At 59.8% G+C, this 20570-nt stretch carries 17 protein-coding genes; 10 read left to right on the forward strand and 7 right to left on the reverse strand.

Annotated elements, in window-relative coordinates:
• Window positions 1-23: 23 nt before the first annotated feature.
• The 4 genes from E5K00_RS18000 to E5K00_RS18015 all read right to left on the reverse strand — a co-directional run bounded on the left by E5K00_RS18000 (window position 24) and on the right by E5K00_RS18015 (window position 6331).
• A complete protein-coding gene (locus tag E5K00_RS18000) occupies window positions 24-2576 on the reverse strand; it encodes a T9SS type A sorting domain-containing protein (RefSeq protein ID WP_135464663.1) in 2553 nt (850 codons plus the stop codon).
• Between the two features lie 39 nt (window positions 2577-2615).
• A complete protein-coding gene (locus E5K00_RS18005; RefSeq protein ID WP_135464664.1) occupies window positions 2616-3350 on the reverse strand; it encodes a hypothetical protein in 735 nt (244 codons plus the stop codon).
• 278 nt (window positions 3351-3628) lie between these two features.
• A complete protein-coding gene (locus E5K00_RS18010; protein ID WP_135464665.1) occupies window positions 3629-5188 on the reverse strand; it encodes a hypothetical protein in 1560 nt (519 codons plus the stop codon).
• Between the two features lie 126 nt (window positions 5189-5314).
• The gene (locus E5K00_RS18015; protein ID WP_245328337.1) at window positions 5315-6331 is read right to left on the reverse strand and encodes an OmpA/MotB family protein; all 1017 of its coding nucleotides are present in this window, start codon (window positions 6329-6331) and stop codon (window positions 5315-5317) included.
• 175 nt (window positions 6332-6506) lie between these two features.
• Here E5K00_RS18015 and E5K00_RS18020 point away from each other — a divergent pair, with 175 nt between their 5' ends.
• The 5 genes from E5K00_RS18020 to E5K00_RS18040 all read left to right on the forward strand — a co-directional run bounded on the left by E5K00_RS18020 (window position 6507) and on the right by E5K00_RS18040 (window position 11642).
• Window positions 6507-7556: a class I fructose-bisphosphate aldolase gene (locus E5K00_RS18020; RefSeq protein WP_135464666.1), complete on the forward strand. Its 1050-nt coding sequence runs from the start codon at window positions 6507-6509 to the stop codon at window positions 7554-7556.
• A gap of 150 nt (window positions 7557-7706) precedes the next feature.
• Window positions 7707-8591: an acetyl-CoA carboxylase, carboxyltransferase subunit beta gene (gene accD, locus E5K00_RS18025; protein WP_135464667.1), complete on the forward strand. Its 885-nt coding sequence runs from the start codon at window positions 7707-7709 to the stop codon at window positions 8589-8591.
• Window positions 8592-8812: 221 nt separating this feature from the next.
• Window positions 8813-9553 (forward strand): OmpA family protein, encoded by a 741-nt coding sequence (locus tag E5K00_RS18030; RefSeq protein WP_245328338.1) that lies wholly within the window; start codon window positions 8813-8815, stop codon window positions 9551-9553.
• Between the two features lie 488 nt (window positions 9554-10041).
• Entirely contained in the window at window positions 10042-10749 is a 708-nt protein-coding gene (locus E5K00_RS18035; protein ID WP_135464668.1) for an OmpA family protein, read from the forward strand.
• Between the two features lie 134 nt (window positions 10750-10883).
• Window positions 10884-11642, forward strand: a complete 759-nt coding sequence (locus tag E5K00_RS18040) for an endonuclease III domain-containing protein (RefSeq protein WP_135464669.1) — start codon at window positions 10884-10886, stop codon at window positions 11640-11642.
• A 3-nt stretch (window positions 11643-11645) separates the two neighbouring features.
• On the opposite strand, the gene E5K00_RS18045 is transcribed toward E5K00_RS18040, so the two are convergent.
• Entirely contained in the window at window positions 11646-11957 is a 312-nt protein-coding gene (locus E5K00_RS18045) for a hypothetical protein (protein WP_135464670.1), read from the reverse strand.
• Between the two features lie 311 nt (window positions 11958-12268).
• On the opposite strand from E5K00_RS18045, the gene E5K00_RS18050 reads away from it, so the two are divergent.
• Entirely contained in the window at window positions 12269-13252 is a 984-nt protein-coding gene (locus E5K00_RS18050) for a radical SAM protein (RefSeq protein ID WP_135464671.1), read from the forward strand.
• A 124-nt stretch (window positions 13253-13376) separates the two neighbouring features.
• Window positions 13377-13895, forward strand: coding sequence for a gamma carbonic anhydrase family protein (locus E5K00_RS18055; RefSeq protein WP_135464672.1), 519 nt, complete (start codon window positions 13377-13379; stop codon window positions 13893-13895).
• A 74-nt stretch (window positions 13896-13969) separates the two neighbouring features.
• Here the strand turns inward: E5K00_RS18055 and E5K00_RS18060 are convergent, their stop codons facing one another.
• Window positions 13970-15298, reverse strand: a complete 1329-nt coding sequence (locus tag E5K00_RS18060) for a hemolysin family protein (protein ID WP_135464673.1) — start codon at window positions 15296-15298, stop codon at window positions 13970-13972.
• A gap of 226 nt (window positions 15299-15524) precedes the next feature.
• Between E5K00_RS18060 and E5K00_RS18065 the strand changes: the two genes are divergently transcribed.
• The 3 genes from E5K00_RS18065 to E5K00_RS18075 all read left to right on the forward strand — a co-directional run bounded on the left by E5K00_RS18065 (window position 15525) and on the right by E5K00_RS18075 (window position 20074).
• Window positions 15525-17738 carry a protein-disulfide reductase DsbD family protein gene (locus tag E5K00_RS18065; RefSeq protein WP_135464674.1) on the forward strand — a complete coding sequence of 738 codons (2214 nt, stop codon included), beginning with the start codon at window positions 15525-15527 and terminating at the stop codon, window positions 17736-17738.
• 635 nt (window positions 17739-18373) lie between these two features.
• Entirely contained in the window at window positions 18374-18838 is a 465-nt protein-coding gene (locus tag E5K00_RS18070; RefSeq protein ID WP_135464675.1) for an AsnC family transcriptional regulator, read from the forward strand.
• A gap of 276 nt (window positions 18839-19114) precedes the next feature.
• Window positions 19115-20074, forward strand: coding sequence for an energy transducer TonB (locus E5K00_RS18075; RefSeq protein WP_135464676.1), 960 nt, complete (start codon window positions 19115-19117; stop codon window positions 20072-20074).
• Between the two features lie 87 nt (window positions 20075-20161).
• Here E5K00_RS18075 and trxA read toward each other — a convergent pair whose 3' ends face one another.
• Window positions 20162-20491, reverse strand: coding sequence for a thioredoxin (gene trxA, locus E5K00_RS18080; RefSeq protein WP_135464677.1), 330 nt, complete (start codon window positions 20489-20491; stop codon window positions 20162-20164).
• Between the last annotated feature and the right edge of the window lie 79 nt (window positions 20492-20570).

Here is a 20570-nt window from a genome sequence, read left to right on the forward strand (position 1 = left end):
GGTAAGGCAGAAAGTTATTGCACTTATTGCAGCACCACCTTTTTGCTGACGGTTTTCTGACCCATCGTCACTTGCACGATGTAGATGCCGGCGGGCTGCCCTTCCAGGCTCAGGCTGAGCTGCTTCTGGCCGCGGGGTAGCTTGCGCAAGTCTTGCACCAGGCTGCCGTACACGTTGTAGACCCGCACGGTGGTTTCGGTACCGGCCGCGGCGTTCAGCTCCAGCTGCACCTGCCCGTGCGAGGGGTTGGGGTAGAGCGTGAAGTCGTTGAGCGGCACCTCTTTTGTCTGTTCGGCCGCCAGGGCCACCCGGGGGTAAGCATTGCCGTTGTAGGGGCAGGAGCCTACGGGAGAAAATTCTACTGGCAGCGGGCCGCAGGTGAGCTTTTCAATCAGGGTGGGCAGGGCCACGAAATTGGTGCCGACAGTCACGCTGAATCCTTCGCCCAAGGCTACTGTATTGTTGGCCAGGAGCTTGGTGGCAGTGGTAGTGCTAGGGTGGTTGATTGTGATGCTGTTGTCGACGCCGTCGGGAGCCCAGCCATTGTTGGCCGCAGTAACCGAATTGAAGGCTTGGAATACGAACGGGCTGGTGAACTGTGTGGCGTTGCCCGTGTTGTTGCTCAAGTCCTCGTCAATCTTGGTGCCATCGAGCGGGGTCGCCAGGTTTGTAAAGGGCGGCTCATTGCCGGTGCCAAACCGGGGGTTGGTTGCAACGGCATTGCCGGCGTTTACATCCACGGCGTAATCCTGCACATAAAACACAGGCGGCGTGTCATTCGGCCTGTCGGAGCGCTGCAAAATGGCCTTCACCCGCAAGTACACCTGGGAGCCGGGCTTCACGGTAATCGACAGGTTCTTGGCGCAGCTCAAACTCACGAAAGGCGTTTGAAAAGTGTGGACGCTGTCGTTGTTGTCCAACCGAATCAGCTCGATAACGCCCGACTTGAACTGATCCTCCATATAATCCCGGATCTGTCTTGTATCGGTGTTGTTTGTGCCATAGTAGCCCTCCGCATAGTACAACGGGCCGGTGTTTCTGGCCACCAGGGCTACCTCCACCGACGAGAGGTCCAAGCCGGCGGCTTTGTTGTAGCTGGCAATTACGTCGTTAGCAATCTGGTACGATTCGAGCGGATCGTAGGCGGGTTGCGTCACCCAGCCACCCTGGCAGCCAGCGGCCGTCATATCGTAGCACGGGTCGTACACGGTTTGTTCGCCCACCACGCACGTCCAGGCCCGTTTGTTCAGTACCGGCGTATTTTTGAGGCTGAAGATACCCAGCTTGCAGTCGTAGTACGGCTGCGTCGAGCCGTTGGCGTTGTGCTGCGTGCCCGGCAGCTGAATCAGCACGTTGGCTAGCGGGTAGGTAGTGGTGATGGTACCGCTCAGCGAGATAGAGCCGGTCGATACGGTTGGGATAAAGCCGGGCGAGGTGGCTGCTTCGGCATCATCCGAAGGAAAAAGAAAGCCCACTACCGTGCCAATGGCGCCAAAGACGGCGCTGGCAGTGCCAGCCACTTCCAGCACGCTCTTCATGGTTTTCAGCAAACCTCCGCTGTTACTGGTAATGCTGGCGATACCCTCGAATATAGCTTTGCGGCCGGGGTGCTGAGCCTTGGTATTATTGGCGAGCTTGGTGGTTTTGGTGCTGATTTTTTCAAAAAAGCTGACCGCCTGGTCCTTGGTTACGGAACCCAGGATTTTTTTACCATTAGCGAAGAATTTCTTGGTGCCACTGGCTGCGTTAGAAGACGTCGGGGGTGTTTCGTTCTGAATAACCTCGCTGGTTTTGCCAGCAATGGCATAGCCTTCCTGGGCCGTGGTGCTAAAGTTCAGGTCGCCCTTCAGCGCCATTTTAGACTCTTTGATGCCCTGCACTGCAAACTCCAGCGTGTTGCCCACAAACCGACTGTCGCCGGTATTGGGGTCGTAGGCCGTGGAAAATTCGGCCATGATCCAGGTCGCTTGCTGCGAGACGAGCTTGGTAACGTACGCAAATACCTCGTCTTTGAGGTCAGTGCGGGAGGCGTATTTATCGGGGGCCAGCAGCAGGTCGTTGCGCAGGGCCATCACGCCGGTGCTCCGCTGGTTCACGCTGCTGTGGCTCATCGTTACCACGGCCCCGTTGATGTATTCGCCCTGGCTGTTGTCCACGTAGAAAAACGTGCGGATCATGCCTGTGTACTTGTTGTACAGCACAAAATAAGGCGTGCCAATCGGTACCAAGGCACCCAGGTTTTCGCGCAGCAGCACCCAGCCTTTGGCCTTCGTGTAGTCCTTATTAATCAGAATCTGCTGCATAACGCCCGAAGTAGCCGATTCCCAGGGCGCATTGGCCGGGTTGCCTACGCTCTGGTCGCTCTGGCTGGTGCGCCGGATGGCCCAGGTACGGCAGTAGGCCAGGGAGCCGGCGGGGCCAGAGCGGGGCGTTTCCCAGTCCCAGGTCGCAAAGTCGCGGCTGGTCATGTCGTTGGGAGCCACCGTGCCGCAGGGCGAAGGGGGCTGCGCGTGCAGCGTGCCGTTGAGGCCCAGGGTAAGGGGCAGCAACAGTAATAGCGAGTGGAGGCTTTTCATACACCAAGTGCTTGTTTAGAAAAATAAAGAGCCTTGGGGTTACTTGCCGGTGGTCTGTTCGGCTTTGAGTTGCTGTACTTGCTTGTTGAGGTCGATCAGGTGCAGGGTGAGTTCTTCTACTTTCTTGAGCAGCAGTACGTTCATCTCGCCCAGGTTGGCTCCGTTGGCCGTTACGTCGGCCGTGGTCGGAACTTCGGGCAGGTGCTTGTTTTTCTGCACGTAGGCCTCCAGCTCGGGCAGGGAGGTAAGTTTGTACTCTTTCTCAAACACGTAGTCCGCCCAGTTCGAAGGGTTGTCGGCCAGGATGTAGAGCGAGGTGGCCGTAACCTTGCCGTACACCGAGAGCTTGGCATCGAGGTGGGTGCCAGCTGAGCGTTTGTTGCCAATCTGTAGGCGGCCGTCGGGGTGCAGCGTCATGCGTACCAGATTGGGCATGTTCACGTCGGTAATCGTCTGCGCGCCGCCCGAGGCATTAGCCGTGGGCAGCGTCAGGAACATCATCGAGCCGGTAATGCCACCTACCACCGCTGAGCCGCCGTTGTTGCCGCCATCCGAAAAGCTTTTCCAGTCGCTGGTCCAGTAGTTCTGCTTGCTCAGGTTGAAGCCAATGTAGGACGAGCTCCACAGGTTGTAGGAAAAGGCCGAGCCAATGCCCAGGGAGTTCAGCGAGCCATCGGCGTACGTTTTCTGCTCCTGCTGCGCATGGGCGGCAGAAGAAGCGCCCACCAGGGCAGCGGCAACCAGGAAAGAGCGGAGTAGTTGTTTGCGGAGCATACGGGTAGTGAAAATGGGTTAGAGAATAAGGAGAAAAAGTGGGGAAGACGGGGCGAGGCGACGCTGGCGCAGTGTAGTTGGCCAGTGCCTGCGGTAACTGGGAGCATAGGTAGGGCCCAGCACAGCGGCCCGGAATTTTATTACACCAATACCACTATTCCCGGGACAAACCTTGCGGCGCGCTGATCAAACGCCGGGCTGAACGCGCCGGGCAAACGAAAAGCGCCAGACTCGGCTGAGTCTGGCGCTGTGTGGGGCCGCAGAGGTTTCAGGCAGGCTTACGGCTGGTCGGAGCGAAGCAGGCGGGCTACCTGCCGGCCGTCGGCGCTGCGGGCAAAATAGAGGCCGGCTGGCACCTGGGCGTCCGGCTGCCACACCACTAGGCCATCGGGCCGGCTGGTGAGCCGGGCTACCGGGCGGCCCAGCTCATCCGAAACCACCACGGGCCCACTGAAACCGGCGGCCAGCTGAAACTGCACCCGGTCGTGGAAGGGCACGGGGAAGGCCGCCAACACCACGGGCTGCCGCCCCGGGGTGGTACCCAGCACGATGCGGCTTACCCGGAAGATAACGGTCCGGACCTCCGTGCCGTTGAGCGGGCAGCCGTTGTCGGCCAGCGTCACGGTAAACGAATACAGTCCGGAAGGCAGGGAGGTGGGTACGCTCCAGGTCAAGCGGCCCTGGTTCGGGCCCGTCGGCTGGAAAGAAGCGCCGGGTATCACGCTGGCCACGTCGCTGCTCAGGCGCACCGTTTGCCCGGCGTCGGGGTCGGTGGCCGTCAGGTTCAGCGAAATCAGCTCGCCGGTGGCTACGTCGATGGGCAAATCGAGCGGGAAGGGCGCGGGGCTGCTGCCGATGGAGAGACTACTGAGCACGGGGTTACGGTTGCCGCTGCCGTTGAATACCGAGTAGACGACGTCCCGTAGCACGCTGCCGATTTTGGTCCAGCTGCCGTTCAGCTTCCGAAACTCATCGACGCGCACGGCCACCACGAAGGGGCCGGTTTCCTTCAGAATCGGCCGGGCCACCAGTTCGCCCGTGGCGGCGTTCAGCCCAAAGTAAGGCGTGCCCACCCCGCCCCCAACCAGGAACGAGAACAGCGGATTGGCCGCCGAGTAGGTGCGGGCCGGATAGGTAACGGTTTGCCCGCTGGCCGGGTCCTGAAACTGGCCGGCGGAGTAGCTGACGTACGGCAGCGGAATTGGGCACGGGTTGACGTAGGAGGTCCGCCGTTGGGGCGGCACCGATTGGTACACCAGCGAGTCGCCATCGGCTTCGAAGGTGCTGAAGCTGTAGCGGTGCGACTGGTTGCCGCACAGGTACGGCAGCGTGAAGGAAGTAAACTTGGGAGAGTTGTTTCGTAGGCCGCTGGCGTTATTCAGCTGGGCTTCCAGGTGGAAGCCGTACATCCCGGAGTCTACCACATTGCGCGTGCCTCCGGTGCGGTTTTCCTCATTCACGCTCATCGTCCACTGGCCCGGCGGCAGCAGCACGGTGCCTTCAAACACGATATTCTCGTAGCTAAAGTCGCCGACGCAGCCCAACGGCGTGGTCGTGACGGTTGAGACGCGCTGCAGGAGCGCAGTGAAGCTGCCAGTGGTAGCCCCGGGGCAGCCGTTTAGGCCCACCGACAGCGTAATTTCATTGCCAAAGTTGACCGGCGTAAGCGTGTACTCCCGGTACAGTCGGGCCGTCACCTTGTAGGCATTGGGGCTGGTGCTGGTCCCGATGTAGGTATAGGTCAGGTCGCCGCCCAGAATGTGGCTGGCCTGCACCGGTAGGCTGCCTAAGCCAGGCAGGCTGAGCAGCAAGAGGCAGAACAATAATCGGTTGAGCATAGAAAGTCGGTTACAGGTAAAAGGATAAGCTGGGCGACAAAAAACAAGGCAGCCCGCTAGCTGCCTTGTCCTATTTTATGCACTTAAAATACTGCTTTGCTCCGCTAAAACCAACTGACGCTGAGGTTATTTGCCCGAAGTCGAGGTAGTAGAGTTGGAGTCCAGAATCTTGAGCAGCTCGTTGAGCTTGGGCGTCAGGATAATTTCGGTGCGGCGGTTCAGGGCCTTGTTCTGGGGCGAGTCGTTTTGGGCCACCGGAATGTACTGGCTGCGGCCCGAGGCCGTAATCCGCTGGGGCTCGACGCCGCCGGCCGTAATCAGGCGGGCAATTTCGGTGGCCCGCAGCACGCTCAAATCCCAGTTGTCCTGCATGGCGGCCGTGGGGCGGCTGAAGGGCACGTTGTCGGTGTGGCCTTCCACCACCACGTTCACGTCGGGCTGGTTTTTGAGCACGGCGGCCAGCTGCTTCAGCGCCTCCTGGCCTTTGGGGTCCACTTTGGTCGAGCCCGACTTAAACAGCAGTTGCTCCGACAACGACACGTACACCTTGCCGTCCTTCATCTTCACCTGCAAATCGGTGCCCTGGAAGCCGCGTAGGGCGTTGCTCACGCTGGCCCGCAGGTCGTTCACGGCCTTGTCCTTGTCGGCTAGGGCCTGGGTCAGCTCGGCCAGCTTGGCTTCGCGCACTTTCAGGTCGGCATTCAGCTTGTCGATGTCGGCCTTGCTGCGGCGCAGGTTGGTATCCAGCTCGCCCAGCTCGGCTTCGCGGCGCGCCAGGTCCTTGGCCACCTTGTTGTAGTCGGCCGACTTATCAGCCATGGCCCGGTCGCTGTTTTTGAGCAGCTTGTCGTAGCTGTCGGTGAGCTGGGTGTAGAGGGAGCGGGTGCGGCGCAGGGCGTTGCCGGTCTGGGCCGAGTCTTCCGAGAGGCGCTTGTTGGTCAGGCGCATTTCGGTCAGCTCGTCGGTGGTTTTTTTCAGCTCGGCCACGGCCTGGCGCTGCTGGCGCTCAGCTTCGGCTTTGCCTTGTTCGGTAGCCTGCTGGCGGGCCCGCAGGTCGTCGTATTTCTTGGAAGCCACGCAGCCGGGCAGGGTAGACGCCGCCACGATGGCCGCGGCCAGGAGCAGGGAAGAGGATTTTTTCACGCAGGTAGTATCTTAGAGAAGCACTGGCGGGAAGCGGATTTGGAACGGGTCCACTTCCCCGGAGCAAGGTAGCGAGGCCAGCCCGGATCTGCCAGCCGCGGCCCGCCGGGGTTTGATTTTCGGTCTATATTTGTCCACGCTTACCTGCATCCTCCTCCCACCCCAACGTCCACCCATGGCTTCTCTTACCTCCTTGAGTGCCGAAACCGAGGCACTGCTCCAGCACGAATGCAAAACCATCAGCAAAGACCTGCTGCACTCGCCCGGCCCCGACTTTCTGGACCGTTGCTTTGTGCCCAGTAGCCGCCCGCCGCAGGTGCTGCGTAGCCTCGGGCAGCTCTACAACCACGGCCGCCTGGCCGGCACCGGCTACCTGAGCATCCTGCCCGTCGACCAGGGCATCGAGCACACGGCCGGCTCCTCGTTCGGGCCCAACCCGATGTACTTCGACCCCGAAAACATCATCCGGCTGGCCGTGGAAGGCGGCTGCAACGCCGTGGCTACCACTTTCGGCACCTTTGGCACGGTGGCCCGCCGCTACGCCCACAAGATTCCGTTTCTGGTCAAAATCAACCACAACGAGCTGCTGACCTACCCCAACAAGTTCGACCAGATCCTGTTTGGCTCGGTGGAAGAAGCCTGGAACCTGGGCGCGGCGGCCATCGGCGCCACCATCTACTTCGGCTCCGAGGAATCCAACCGCCAGATCATCGAAGTCAGCCAGGCTTTCGAGCGGGCCCACGAGCTGGGCATGGCCACGGTGCTGTGGTGCTACACCCGCAACAACGCCTTCAAAACGGCCGACAAAGACTACCACGTGGCCGCCGACCTCACCGGGCAGGCCAACCACCTGGGCGTGACCATTCAGGCCGACATCATCAAGCAGAAGCTGCCCGAAAACAACGGCGGCTTCGCGGCCCTGAAGTTCGGCAAGACCTTCCCGGCCATGTACGACACGCTTGCCTCCGACAACCCCATCGACCTGACGCGCTACCAGGTGGCCAACTGCTACATGGGCCGCATCGGCCTGATCAACTCGGGCGGGGAAAGCAGGGGTGCCACCGACCAGGCCGAAGCCGTGCGCACGGCCATCATCAACAAGCGCGCCGGGGGCCAGGGCCTGATTTCGGGCCGCAAGGCGTTTCAGCGGCCTTTTGCCGAGGGCGTGGCGCTGCTCAACGCCATTCAGGACGTGTATCTCGACCAATCCATCACGCTTGCGTAAAAGCCCGCTAAGTCGGCTGCCCGGGCGTAGCAATGTATGCGGCGGCTGCCTTACCTTTGCAAACCACACCTGTGCTGAAAGTAGATCCGGATCCGGGTTGCCCGCCTTTCCTCGTTTTACCTTGCAGCTTCTAACTTCTTACTAATAACAATGTCTTGGTTTAAGCGCGTAGAGAAAGGCATCGTCACCCCGACGGAGCAGAAGAAGGAGACGCCCGACGGCCTGTGGTATAAGTGCCCCGAGTGTAAAACGGTGGCCAGCATGGCCGAGCACAAGCGGCTGCTGTACACCTGCGCCAAGTGCAACCACCACGACCGGGTCGACTCGGCCGAGTACTTCGAAATCCTGTTCGACCACAACCAGTTCGTGGAGCTGGACGAGAACCTGACTTCCGGCGACCCGCTGCACTTCGTCGATACCAAAGCGTATCCGCAGCGCCTGGCCGCCACCCAGAAAAGCAGCGGCCTGAAAGACGCCGTGCGCACGGCCCACGGCCAGCTCAACGGCCTGGAGCTGGTGGTAGCCTGCATGGACTTCAAATTTATCGGGGGCTCGATGGGCTCGGTGGTCGGCGAGAAGATTGCCCGCGCCATCGACTACGCCCGCCAGCACCGCATCCCGTTCCTGATGATTTCCAAGTCGGGCGGGGCGCGCATGATGGAAGCCGGCTACTCGCTGATGCAGATGGCCAAGACCTCGGCCAAGCTGGCCCTGCTTTCCGAAGCCGGTATTCCCTACATTTCGATGCTGACCGACCCGACCACGGGCGGCGTAACGGCCTCCTTCGCCATGCTCGGCGACTTCAATATTGCCGAGCCCGGCGCCCTGATCGGCTTTGCCGGTCCCCGGGTTATCAAGGAAACCATCGGCAAGGACCTGCCCAAGGATTTCCAGAGCTCCGAGTTTGTACTGGAGCATGGCTTCCTGGATTTCATCGTGGACCGTAAGCAGCTCAAGCAGCGCCTCACCGATTTGCTCACCATGCTGCGCCCCGCAGAAGTAGCTGTGCCTCAGCCCCAGCCGACGCTGCGCTAAGCCCGGCCAAGTTTTCGGCAAGCTTTTTGGAAAAAGCCCGTTTAGTGCGTGTTCGGCGCACTAAACGGGCTTTTGAATTTCCTGGCATTAAATTTTCACCTGTGGTTGAGCTGGGTATAGCCAGCCGCCTATATTTGGCGAACATTTTGCCAAGAAGTCAAGTAAGCACATCCGGACCGTAAGCAAAACCGCTCTTTTTCTTTTCCACCAATTCTTCTCTGATGAAATCTCCCAAATCCCTTCTGGCGCTTTTCATGGCTCTGACCATGTTCCTGGGCTCTTGCGCCTCGTCGCAGCCCGCCAGCCAGCCCGACCTGTCGACCAATAACGGAACCGGTGCCCGCAAAACCGGCATGAGCAAAACGGCCAAAGGTGGCCTCATTGGCGCTGGTGCCGGCGCTGCGGCTGGTGCCGTCCTGGGCCGCGTAATCGGTGGTAAGTCGGGTACGGCGGCCGGGGCTATCATTGGTGCTGCCGTGGGCGGCACGGGTGGCGCCCTGATTGGCCGTAAAATGGATAAGCAGGCCGAAGAGCTGCAGCGCGACATGAAAAACGCCCGCGTCGAGCGGGTGGGCGAGGGTATCAAAATCACCTTCGACTCGGGCATCCTCTTCGATACCAACAAATCGGACCTGCGCGCTGCTTCCCAGAGCGAAATCCAGAAAATGGCGGAGGTACTGAAAAAGTACCCCGACACCAACGTTATTGTAGAGGGCCACACCGACAACTCCGGTTCGGACGCCATCAACCAGCCTCTGTCGGAGCGCCGGGCCCAGGCCGTGGCCAACTACACCACCGCCCAGGGCGTCGATGCTTCGCGCATCACGACCAAAGGCTATGGCTCGTCGCAGCCCGTGGCCGACAACACCACGGTTGAAGGCAAGCAGGCTAACCGCCGCGTAGAAATTGCCATCTTCGCCAACGAGAAAATGAAGAAGGCTGCTGAAAACGGCACCCTGTAAGCTTCAGGCTCAATAGCTTAAATAGGAAAGGCCGCACATTTTCTGTGCGGCCTTTTTTTATGTTCCGGTGTCTGGTAATAAGCACGTTTAATTAGGAAGCCTGGAGAAGCAAGCTGTTTTTGAATCAGCTGGTTAAACTAAAACGGCAACTCATTTCTCTCCGGCTTGACATGAAAAATAATAGAAAAAGATAAAGCGCAGAAAAGTAAAGCCGTATGATCTGTACGGCAACAAGCAAGGACTATTCAGCGGCAATAAAAGCGGTGGTATAGTCGTTTGCTAGAAAAATAAATGTCTTTAGAAAGGTGATTTTTAGGCCAAAAAGTGGGTTTCGACAGATTTTTTGCCCGTCACCTACAGTTTGGCAAGGTGGTTGCAAATTGCCAGGCAACACCCAGTTAGTCGCACAGTAAATGTGCGGTGCGGCAGCTGAAAATGAAAAACTCTGCATATTTACAGCACAACAAAAACACAAAAACCACAAGACAATGAAAACCCTTCGTTCGTATTTCGCAATGATGCTGGCAGTGCTGCTGCTGGGCACTAATTATGCCCAGGCACAGACGACTACCACGGAAAAGAAGCCTTGGAGCAAAACGGCTAAAGGCGCTATCATCGGTGGTTTGGGTGGCGCGGCCGGTGGTGCCGTATTGGGCCGCGTAATCGGCGGTAAGTCGGGTACGGCCAAAGGCGCCATCATTGGTGCCGCCGTTGGTGGCGGTGCCGGGGCCCTGATTGGCCGTCGGATGGACAAGCAGGCTGCCGAGCTGAAAAAGGAAATGGCCGGTGCTCGTGTAGAGCGGGTAGGTGAAGGCATCAAAATCACCTTCGATTCGGGCCTGTTGTTTGCCAAGAACTCGGCTGCCCTGACCTCGACGGCCCAGGACAACATCATGGAGCTGGCTAAAACCCTCATCAAGTACAACGACACCAACGTCATCGTGGAAGGCCACACCGATACCAGCGGTTCGGACGCCATCAACGACCCTCTGTCGCAGCGCCGGGCCCAGGCCGTGGCCAACTACGCCCAGCAGCAAGGGGTAGACGCTTCGCGCTTCACGGTAACGGGCTACGGCTCGAAGCAGCCGGTAGCCGACAACTCGACCGAAGCTGGCCGGATTGCTAACCGCCGCGTGGAGGTTGCCATCTTCGCCAACGAAAAGCTGAAGAAAGCGGCCGAGAAAGGCCAGATCTAAGCTTCCCGCTTCCTTTCCAAAAAGGCGGTGCCCACGGGTACCGCCTTTTTTTGTGCCTGTTCGGTGAGAGGAATTGAGCGCCGATTAATGGCCGGGCTTGTAACCTGACCCGGTGAGCCCGGGTACAAGCTACCATGACCGACGCCTATTCCCTGGCCCCCGCCGACAAGACCTGGCAGGACCACGTTATCCTGAACGAGTTTTTTGGCCCGCTCGACCCCGCGCCGCGCCGCACGCCGATGCGGGAGCTGATCAGCACGCTGCTTTCGCACCGCACTACGCACCGTGATGAGGAACTGGCCTACGACCGGATGCTGGAGGCCTTCGGCGACTGGGACGGAGTGCTGGCCGCGCCGACCAACGCGCTGGCCCACGCCATCCGGACGACGCGCTGGCCCGACACCCAGGCCCCGCGGATTCAGGAGATTCTGCGCCGCATCAAAGCCGAGCAGGGCGCCTTTACGCTGGATTTTCTGGCGGACTGGCCTTTGGAGAAGGGTTTGGCTTGGCTGACGGACATGCCCGGCATCGGCCTCAAAACGGCTTCTTTGGTGTTGCTGTTCAACTATCAGAAGCCAGTGTTGCCCGTCGATACGCACGTGCACCGCGTGGCCCAGCGCGTGGGCATGATCGGACCCAAGGTGTCGGTGGAAAAGGCGCACCAGGTGCTGCTGAGCCAGCTGCCGCCGGATGCGCTGGTGCTGCTCAACTTTCACAAGCACAACTACTGGCTCGGCCAGCACATTTGCTTTTTCGCCAAGCCCGACTGCCCCAATTGCCCGCTGAAAGGCATCTGCAACTATTACCTGGAACACTACGGGCCAGCTACCGAAGAGGCGCTGGCGGCCACACCCACGCAGTGGAACGTGGCTCGTGGGGAGTTGCAGCACTAGCCACTATTGCAGCTTATCGAGGCGCACTTCCAGCGTATCCACGAAAGCGTGCAGATAAGCGGGCAGGTTGCGCTTTTGGGTGTCGATCAGCCAGAAGCGGCGCTGCCCAGCCTGGGTTACTTCCACGTAATACCCGCCCCAGTCGCCGGCGTCCGGAGAGCCAATGACGGTGCTTTTCTCCCGCAGCAGATCGGCGGGTACTTGTTGAATCAAGTCTTTCACCAGCGTGTAATCGGCCGGGCTGCGGGCGACGAACGTGCCGCTGTAGGGGGCGCTGCTGCTGGGGTAGGTGTCTTGGGTATCTTCCTGCAGCATTTGGGCCTTCGTATCGAGCTTGTAGATTTCAACGCAATTTTCCCCGGCGCACTCACCGTAGAACGAGCCGAAAAGGATAGTGCTTTGGTCAAATTCGCCGCTTTGTTCGACCTTTTCCTTGTTGCAGGCACCAAGGCCAACACTAGTAAGCGCAGCAACAAAACACAGTGTAGATACTTTCATGGGCGGGTGCATAGATATGGAAGGTGTGGAGAGAAGAGCCAGGCTGAACAGAATTGGTTGCATGCGGTTACCAGCCACTGCTTGCCAGGTCGGCACCCAGCCGACTCCTGCGTACCTTTAGCCTCACTATGCGTCTAGTTCGTCATCCGGTCCTGTGCAATTACTACGTTACTTACCGGTGCAACGCGCGCTGCTCGTTCTGCGACATCTGGGAGAAACCTTCGCCCTACATTCAGCTGGCCGACGTGGAGCAGAACCTGCGCGACCTGAAGCGGCTGGGCGTGAGCGTGGTCGATTTCACGGGCGGCGAGCCGCTGCTGCACCGGCAGATTCACGAGTTTGTGGGTCTGGCGCACGATATGGGCTTTATCACGACCCTGACCACGAACTGCCTGCTGTACCCGAAATACGCCGAAAAGCTGCGGGGTAAGGTCGATATGCTGCACTTCTCGCTCGACGCCTCCGAGAAGGAGGTGCACGACAAAGGCCGCGGCGTGGCCTGCTACGACTTCGTGCTGGAAAGCATCCGGGTGGCCAAGGAGCTGGGTGAGCGGCCGGATATTCTTTTCACCGTGTTCCGCGAAAACCTGCCCGATCTGGAGGCCGTGTACCGGGATATTGCCCAGCCCAATGGGCTGATGCTCATCATCAACCCCGCCTTCGAGTACAACAGCGTGGAAACCGGGGAGCAGCTGAGTTCCGCCGAGCTGGACTACCTCTCGGCTTTCGGCAAAAAGCGGGGCGTGTACCTCAACGAGGCCTTTATTCAGCTGCGCAAGGATGGCGGCAACCACGTGGCCGCGCCCGTGTGCCGGGCCGCCAGCACCACACTGGTTATTTCGCCCAGCAACGAGCTGGTGGTGCCCTGTTACCACCTGGGCGAGCAGAAGTTTCCCATTGAGGGCCGGCTGCACGACCTGTACCACTCGCCCGAAGTCGGCCGCATGATTGCCCTGGAAGGCCGCCTGCCGCAGTGCGAGGGCTGCACCATCAACTGCTACATGCAGCCTAGCTTCGCCGTCGAAATCAACAAGTACTTCTGGCAGGCCCTGCCCAGCACCCTAAAGTACAACGTGCAAAAAGGCACCTGGAAACGTATGCTCACCAGGTGAGATGGTGAAGTGGTGAGATGGTGAGTTTTTCGTTCCGGTGGCGCGTGTTGCGCCAATGGCGCAGCTTGAACAACAACTCACCAGTTCACCACCTCACTATTTCACCACTTCACCATCTCACCACATGCCTGCTCTGATTCTGCCCGTTCACGGTATTTTGCCCATGCTGGGCGCCAATTGCTTTGTGGCCGACAATGCCACCATCATCGGCGACGTGGAGCTGGGGGCCGACTGCACCGTGTGGTTTAACGCCGTTATTCGCGGCGACGTCAACCGCATCCGGATTGGCGACAAAACCAACATTCAGGATGGAGCGGTGCTGCACTGCACTTACCAGAAAGCCGCTACCACCGTGGGCTCCCGGGTCAGTATCGGGCACAAAGCCATTGTGCACGGCTGCACCATCCAGGACGACGTGCTCATCGGCATGGGCGCCATCGTGATGGACAACGCGGTGGTGGGGCAGGGTTGCATCGTGGCGGCCGGAGCCGTGGTGCTGGAAAACACGCAGTGTGAGCCCGGCTACCTCTACGCTGGGGTACCGGCCCGCAAAATCAAGCCCGTCACGGAGGAGCAGCGCGCCAACCTGGCCCGCACGGCCGACAACTACGTGCTCTACGCCAGCTGGCTACGGCCGGAATGAAGCCTGCCGGCACGTAATGCAAAAGGCCCGGCTGCTCAGCAGTCGGGCCTTTTGCGTTGGGTAGCTTTGGGCAATTACAGGCTCAGGGCCTCGTCGGTGGTTTCGCGCTCCTCGCGGGTGGTCACGCGCAGCTGCACCAGCTCCACGGCCCGGCGGGAGCGTTTCAGCACCCGAAACTCGTAGTTGTCGAGCACGGCCACGTCGCCGACTTCCGGAATGTTGCCGTAGATGACGTTGAGCAAGCCGCCCACCGTTTCGTAGTCGTCGCCCTCGGGCAGGGGGAAGGGCAGGTACTCGTTGGCGTCGGAAATGGGAGTGGCGGTGTTCACGCGGTAGTCGGTTTCCGAAACCTTCTCCACCACCGGCACCTCGTTGTCGTACTCGTCCTGGATTTCGCCGACCAGCTCCTCCATAATGTCCTCGATGGTAACGATGCCGCTGACGCCGCCAAACTCGTCCGAGACGATGGCCATGTGCGTGTGCTTGCGCTGAAACTGGCGCAGCAGGCGGTTGATTTTCTTGGTTTCGGGCACGAAGTAGGCCGGCCGCATGATCTTCGACAGCACGATGGGCTCGTTGCGCCGGATGATTTGCAGCAGATCCTTCACGTAGAGCACGCCCACGATGTTGTCGATGTTGTCTTCGAACACCGGGATGCGCGAATAGCCCTCATTGTACACGATTTCCAGGATGCTGTCCTGGGGCGTGTCCACGTCGATGGCCGAGAGCTTGGTGCGGGGCACCATAATCTGCTTCACCATCCGGTCGTTGAACTGAAACACGTTCTCGATCAGCTCGTGCTCCGAATCCTGGATTTCCCCGCTCTGCTTGCTTTGGTCCAGCAGCAGGCGCAGCTCGTCGGCCGAGTGGGCCTCGGGGCCGTGCGTTACCTGCCCGCCAAAGAGCCCGGCCACCATGTTCGACAGCGTGTTGAGCAGCACGATGAAGGGGTAGGTAATCTTGGCGAAGGCCCACAGCGGCACGGCAATGGCTATCGTAGTGGTTTCCGGCTTCTGAATGGCCAGCACTTTGGGGGCCTGCTCGCCGAGCACGATGTGCAGAATGGTGATGATGGAAAACGAGGTGACCAGCGAAATCTGGTGCACCACGGTGGGCGTCATCGTAATGCCAAACTGGTCGATAATGGCCATCACGATTTCCGCCACCACGCTTTCCCCGATCCAACCCAGGGCCAGGGAGGCCAGCGTAATGCCGAGCTGGGTGGCCGAGAGGTAGAAGTTCAAATCGTGCAGCATGCTCTGCACGAGCTTGGCCAGCCGGTTGCCGCTCTGCGCTTTTATGTCGATCTGGGAGACTCGAACTTTGACGAAGGCAAACTCTGCTGCCACAAAAAAGCCGTTCAGCAATACCAGCAGAACGGTAAGAAGGATATTTAAGGCCATAGATCCGGGGGTCGGGCTCACGCGGCCCAGCTCCCTTGGTACCACAAAAGTACGAGTTTCTGTCCAAGCGGTTCCGGCTCAGTTTCTATTCGGGCTCCGGGGCGGGCCGTATATGGGTATTCAGACCGGCTTCCGGGCCCGGTAAGCAGCCCTGATAATAAGATTGTGACACTTCCTGCCGTACTTTGTTTATTCTCCAACGTCGTCGTTGCTCTAATTCTGCTTCATGCTTTTTCTTAAAAAACTAGTGCTGCCGCTCTGGCTTTTGCTTCTATTGGTGGGCAATGCCACGGCGCAGGTGCTTACCCCGGCCAAGCTCAGCACTGCCCTCAGTCAGCCCACGGCCAAGGTAGGCGAGGAGCTGGACGTCATCGTCAACGCCCGTATCGAGAATACCTGGCACCTCTACGCCACCGACTTCGACCCCGACCTGGGGCCCACGGTATTCGCCTTCACTTTCGCCAAGAGCCCCGGCTACGCGCTGGTGGGCAAGCCCAAGTCGGTAGGGGCCAAAAAGAAGTTTGACGACGTGTTTAAAGGCGACGTCACCTACTTCGAAAAAACCGGCCAGATCCGGCAGCGCATCCGGGTGTTGCAGCCCGGTCCGCTCACCATCAAGGCCGACGTGGAGTACCAGAGCTGCACCGACGTAGACGGCCGCTGCATTCCCGGCAACGAGACGCTGAGCTTCGGCCCCATTGAAGTAACGGGCCCGGCGGCCGCCCCCGCCGCGGCCAGCCCGGCCACCGGCGCCGTGGTGCCCGCCGCTACTCCCGAGCCCGGCGCTGCCGCCGCTCCAGCCACTGCCGCCTTGCCCGCCGCTGCCACTCCCGATACTGCCGCTCCCGTAGCCGTAGCTTCCGCTGACACCGCCGCCCGCCCGGCCGGCACCACCGCAACCGTAACCGCCGCCACTACCTCGGAAACGGGTGCTACGCTGGCTGCCGGGGCATCCAATCAGCCGGCCGGTACGGGCCTGAGCCTGTGGAAATACCTGCTGCTGGCCTTCGGGGCCGGTTTGGTGGCCGTGCTCATGCCCTGCGTGTACCCGATGCTGCCCATGACGGTATCCTACTTCACCAGCAACAGCCGCAGCCGGGGCGAGGCCATCAGTAAGGCCCTCGTCTACGGCCTGTCCATTATCAGCATCTACACCGGGGTCGGGGTGGTGCTCAGCCTGCTGTTCGGGGCCGATGCGGCCAACGTTATCAGCTCGCACTGGCTACCCAATCTGCTGTCCTTCGTAATTTTTCTGGTGTTCGGCATGTCGTTTCTGGGCATGTTCGAAATCAACGCGCCGAGCAGCCTGGTGAACAAAGTCGACGCGCAGGCTGACAAAGGCGGCTGGTCGGGGCTGTTCTTCATGGCGGCCACGCTGGTGCTGGTGTCGTTTTCGTGCACCGTGCCCATCGTGGGCTCGGTGGCCATTGCGGCGGCCAACGGCGAGCTGCTGCGCCCCACGCTGGGCATGCTGGCCTTCTCCACGGCCTTCGCGCTGCCCTTCGTGCTGTTTGCCCTGTTCCCCACCTGGCTGAAGTCGATGCCGCGCTCCGGCGGCTGGCTCAACACCCTGAAGGTGGTGCTGGGCTTCGTGGAGCTGGGCATGGCCTTCAAGTTCCTGAGCTCCGCCGATTTGTCGTACCATTGGGGCCTGTTGCCCCGGCCGGTGTTCCTGGCCATCTGGATTGTGCTGGCCGGCCTGCTGGGCATGTACCTGCTGGGCAAGATCCGCCTGCCCCACGACAGCGAGACTACCCGCGTAAGCGTACCGCACCTGCTGCTGGCCGCCGTGGCCCTGTCCTTTATGCTGTATATGGTGCCCGGCTTGTTTGGCGCCCCGCTCAACGGGTTATCGGCCCTGGCCCCGCCCGCTACCCGCCAGGATTTTGCCTGGCAAACCAGCGGCTCAACGGCCGGAACTGCGCCCGGCTCGGCCCTGTGCTCTACCCCGCGCTTCGCCGATAAGCTGGAGCTGCCCCACAACCTGGACGGCTATTTCACGCTGCAGGAGGCTCTGGTGTGCGCCCGGCAGCAAAACAAGCCCATCTTCGTCGACTTCACGGGCCACAACTGTGGCAATTGTCGCGTGATGGAAGCCTCGGTGTGGAGCGACCCCCGCGTGCTGAAACACCTGCAGAACGACTTCATCCTCGTGGCTCTCTATGCCGACGATAAAACGGAGCTGCCCGCCAGCCAGTGGTACACTTCCACCCGCGACCAGCGGGTCAAGAAAACGCTGGGGGAACAAAATCTGGACTTTCAGATCAGCCGCTTCAACATGAATGCCCAGCCGTACTACGTGCTGCTCGACCCGGCCAGCACCCTCGAAAAGCCGGTGCTGCTGACTTCGGCCGTGGCCTACGAGTCGGACGTGAACAAGTTTATTCAGTTCCTGGAAACTGGGTTGGCCCGCTACCACCAGCCCGTTGCCAAGCGCTAACTGTGGCGCCAAAACGGCGTCGCGGTGCCTGGGGGGCGTTTCTTGCGCGCGCCAGGTACCGCGCACGGAAAGCTAGCCACGGCCCACCGAAGCTTATTCGTTGGGCCGTGGTGCTTTAAGGATAGGCCCGGCCGGATATTACCTCCCGCAGCGACTGCGCACTGGGGTTTTTATGGCCGGGCTACTACTTTGTAGGGTTTTTTAGTTTTCTTTGCACCCGATTGGAGTACGCAAGCGCCGAACTGAATGCTTCTGTAGCAGCCTGTTAAACACAGAAAAGGCTGCACCCACCCAGATGCAGCCTCTTGAATGAGGACGCACCCACCCAGATACGTCCCGGTTTTTCCCTCCTCACATTATCCAACCAATCAGCTGTAGAAGAAGGGTTCGAACCTCCACGGTGTAGTTAGCCGGCCGCCGGACCAGTTTCTCCCAATTCACCACCCCCGAGAGAGGAGGGCATGTCTGCCAGTTTCATCATCCTACAAGATGCCAACACCGTCTGCGTTGGATTGTAACAAATTTAGTATTTGGATTGAATAAATAAAATAATGACAGGTATATGGCATAATATTTACATACTTTTTATTAATAACCACCAATGTTTGCGAAATAGGCAATCAACCCGCTGAAAAATGGCCCGTAATTACGAACTTGACGACACCGACCGCAAAATATTGTCTCTTCTGATTGAAGACGCCAAAATCCCCTACACCGAAATTGCCCGCAAAGTGCATGTTTCGGGCGGCACTGTGCACGTGCGCATGGCCCGTCTCGAGGAGCTAGGCATCGTGAAGGGTGCTACGCTAAAGATAGATTATCAGAAGCTGGGCTACGGCGTCAGCGCTTTTCTGGGGATTTACCTGCTGAAAAGCTCGGTGTATGCCAGCGTGGTAGAACAGCTGCGCGAGATTCCGGAAGTGGTCAGCATCCATTTTACTACCGGCGCCTACGGCGTGTTTGCCCGCCTGGTGTGCCGCGACACGCAGCACCTGCGCGACGTGCTCCACGACCGGGTGCAGCTCATTGAGGGCATTGAGCGGACCGAAACGCTGATTTCGCTGGAAGAAAACCTGAACCGCGCTATCCAGCTCCAGTAAGGGCCGCCGCGTGCGCCTGACCGAAGGGCAGCCTGCCGGAAAGCTTTCCGGCGGGCTGCCCTTTTGTGCGCATAAGCCCGAACCAGTTACCCGTCACGGGAAAGTGCTTATCGGCGGGTAATTCTGTATTTTTCCTGGAAACCGTGCGCCGCTTTCCGCAGTATAGACAGGAGCCGTGCCGGAGTACAATAGTTGAGAGAATGACTGGTATCCCGGTACTTGGCTATCAGCGAGTAAGTAGGTATCTTTCCTTCACTGATTTTTATCCGGGAGTCTATGAAAGCGCTTCTCTTTGCATTTTTAGCGGCTACGGCCTGCGCTCCTGTCGTCCGGGCCCAAAGCCTGCCCGCCGTCTACCTGAATGCCCGGGACGAAGAAACCGTACCTGATAGCGCCACGCACTACCGCATCGTGGACCGCAAAAAGGGGGAAAGCGGCTACGCCATGCGCGACTACGCCCTGAATGGCACCCTGCTGCTGCGCGGCACCCTCACCGGCTTGGAGCCCTCAGTGCGCCACGGGCTCTTTACCTGGTACCATCCCAATGGCAACAAGGCCGGCCAGGTACACTACCACAACGACGAGGCCAACGGCGTGTACGTGTCGTGGTACGAGGATGGCAAAGTAAGCCAGCGGGGCGAGTACGCCGATGGGCAGCGTGTCGGCAAGTGGATCAGTGTGCACCGCAACGGGCAGAAGCGCTCCGAAGGCACCTACGTGGCCAGCCGCCCCCACGGCGAGTGGCGCTATTACTACGATACGGGCCAGCTCAGCGCCATCGAGAAGCTCGACAACGGGCGCAGTACCAACCTGAAGTTTTTTAACCTCGACGGAGAGCTGTACGCCGGGGCCCCGCGCCGGCGGCAGTCGGCCGAGTTTCCCGGTGGCCAGGCGGCCCTGATGCAGTACCTGGCCCGCAATACCGTGTACTCGAAAGCAGCCCGCCGCAAGAACATTACCGGCAAGGTGTACGTGTCGTACACGGTGGGCGAAGACGGGCGGGTGAGCCAGGTGCGCGTGGTGCGCGGCCTGGCCCCGGAGGTCGACATCGAAGCCCGGCGCGTGGTGGCCGCGCTGCCGGCCTTCCGGCCGGGCCGCGAGTACAACGTGCCCACGGCCATGACCTACACGCTGCCCATTATGTTTGCTCCCAACTTCAAGCTGTTTGGCGGCGTGAAAGCCACCCAGACGCCCCCGACCGAGGCGCGGGCCGGCAACCCCGATGAGAGCTTCTAGCGTTGCCAGCCAGTCTGGCGCGCACGAAAAAGCCCCACTTTCCGAGGAAAGCGGGGCTTTTTCTATGGTAGTGACTGCCGAAACAGTTTAAGCCGTTACCTGGGCATCAAGCTTTTGGGCCAGTACGTGCTTGGGCACGGCACCAACTTGCTTGTCGACGATCTGGCCGTTCTTGAACACGAGCAGCGTCGGGATGCTGCGGATGCCAAACTTAGCCGAGGTCTGGGGGTTAGAATCGACGTCAACTTTGCCAATCACGGCGCGGCCTTCGTATTCACCGGCCAGTTCTTCAACTACCGGACCGACCATGCGGCACGGACCGCACCACTCGGCCCAGAAATCCACGAGCACGGGTTTGTCGGAGTTGATGATCTGGTCGAAGTTAGCATCGGTAATTTCGATGGCTTTATGTCCCATGATAATAGGGGGTTTGTGTGACAGTGAAAATGCTTCTTACGAAACTTGGGGCCGCAAGGTAGCAGATTGCGAGTTCAAC

Source organism: Hymenobacter aquaticus (assembly GCF_004765605.1).
GTDB classification, from domain to species: Bacteria; Bacteroidota; Bacteroidia; order Cytophagales; family Hymenobacteraceae; genus Hymenobacter; species Hymenobacter aquaticus.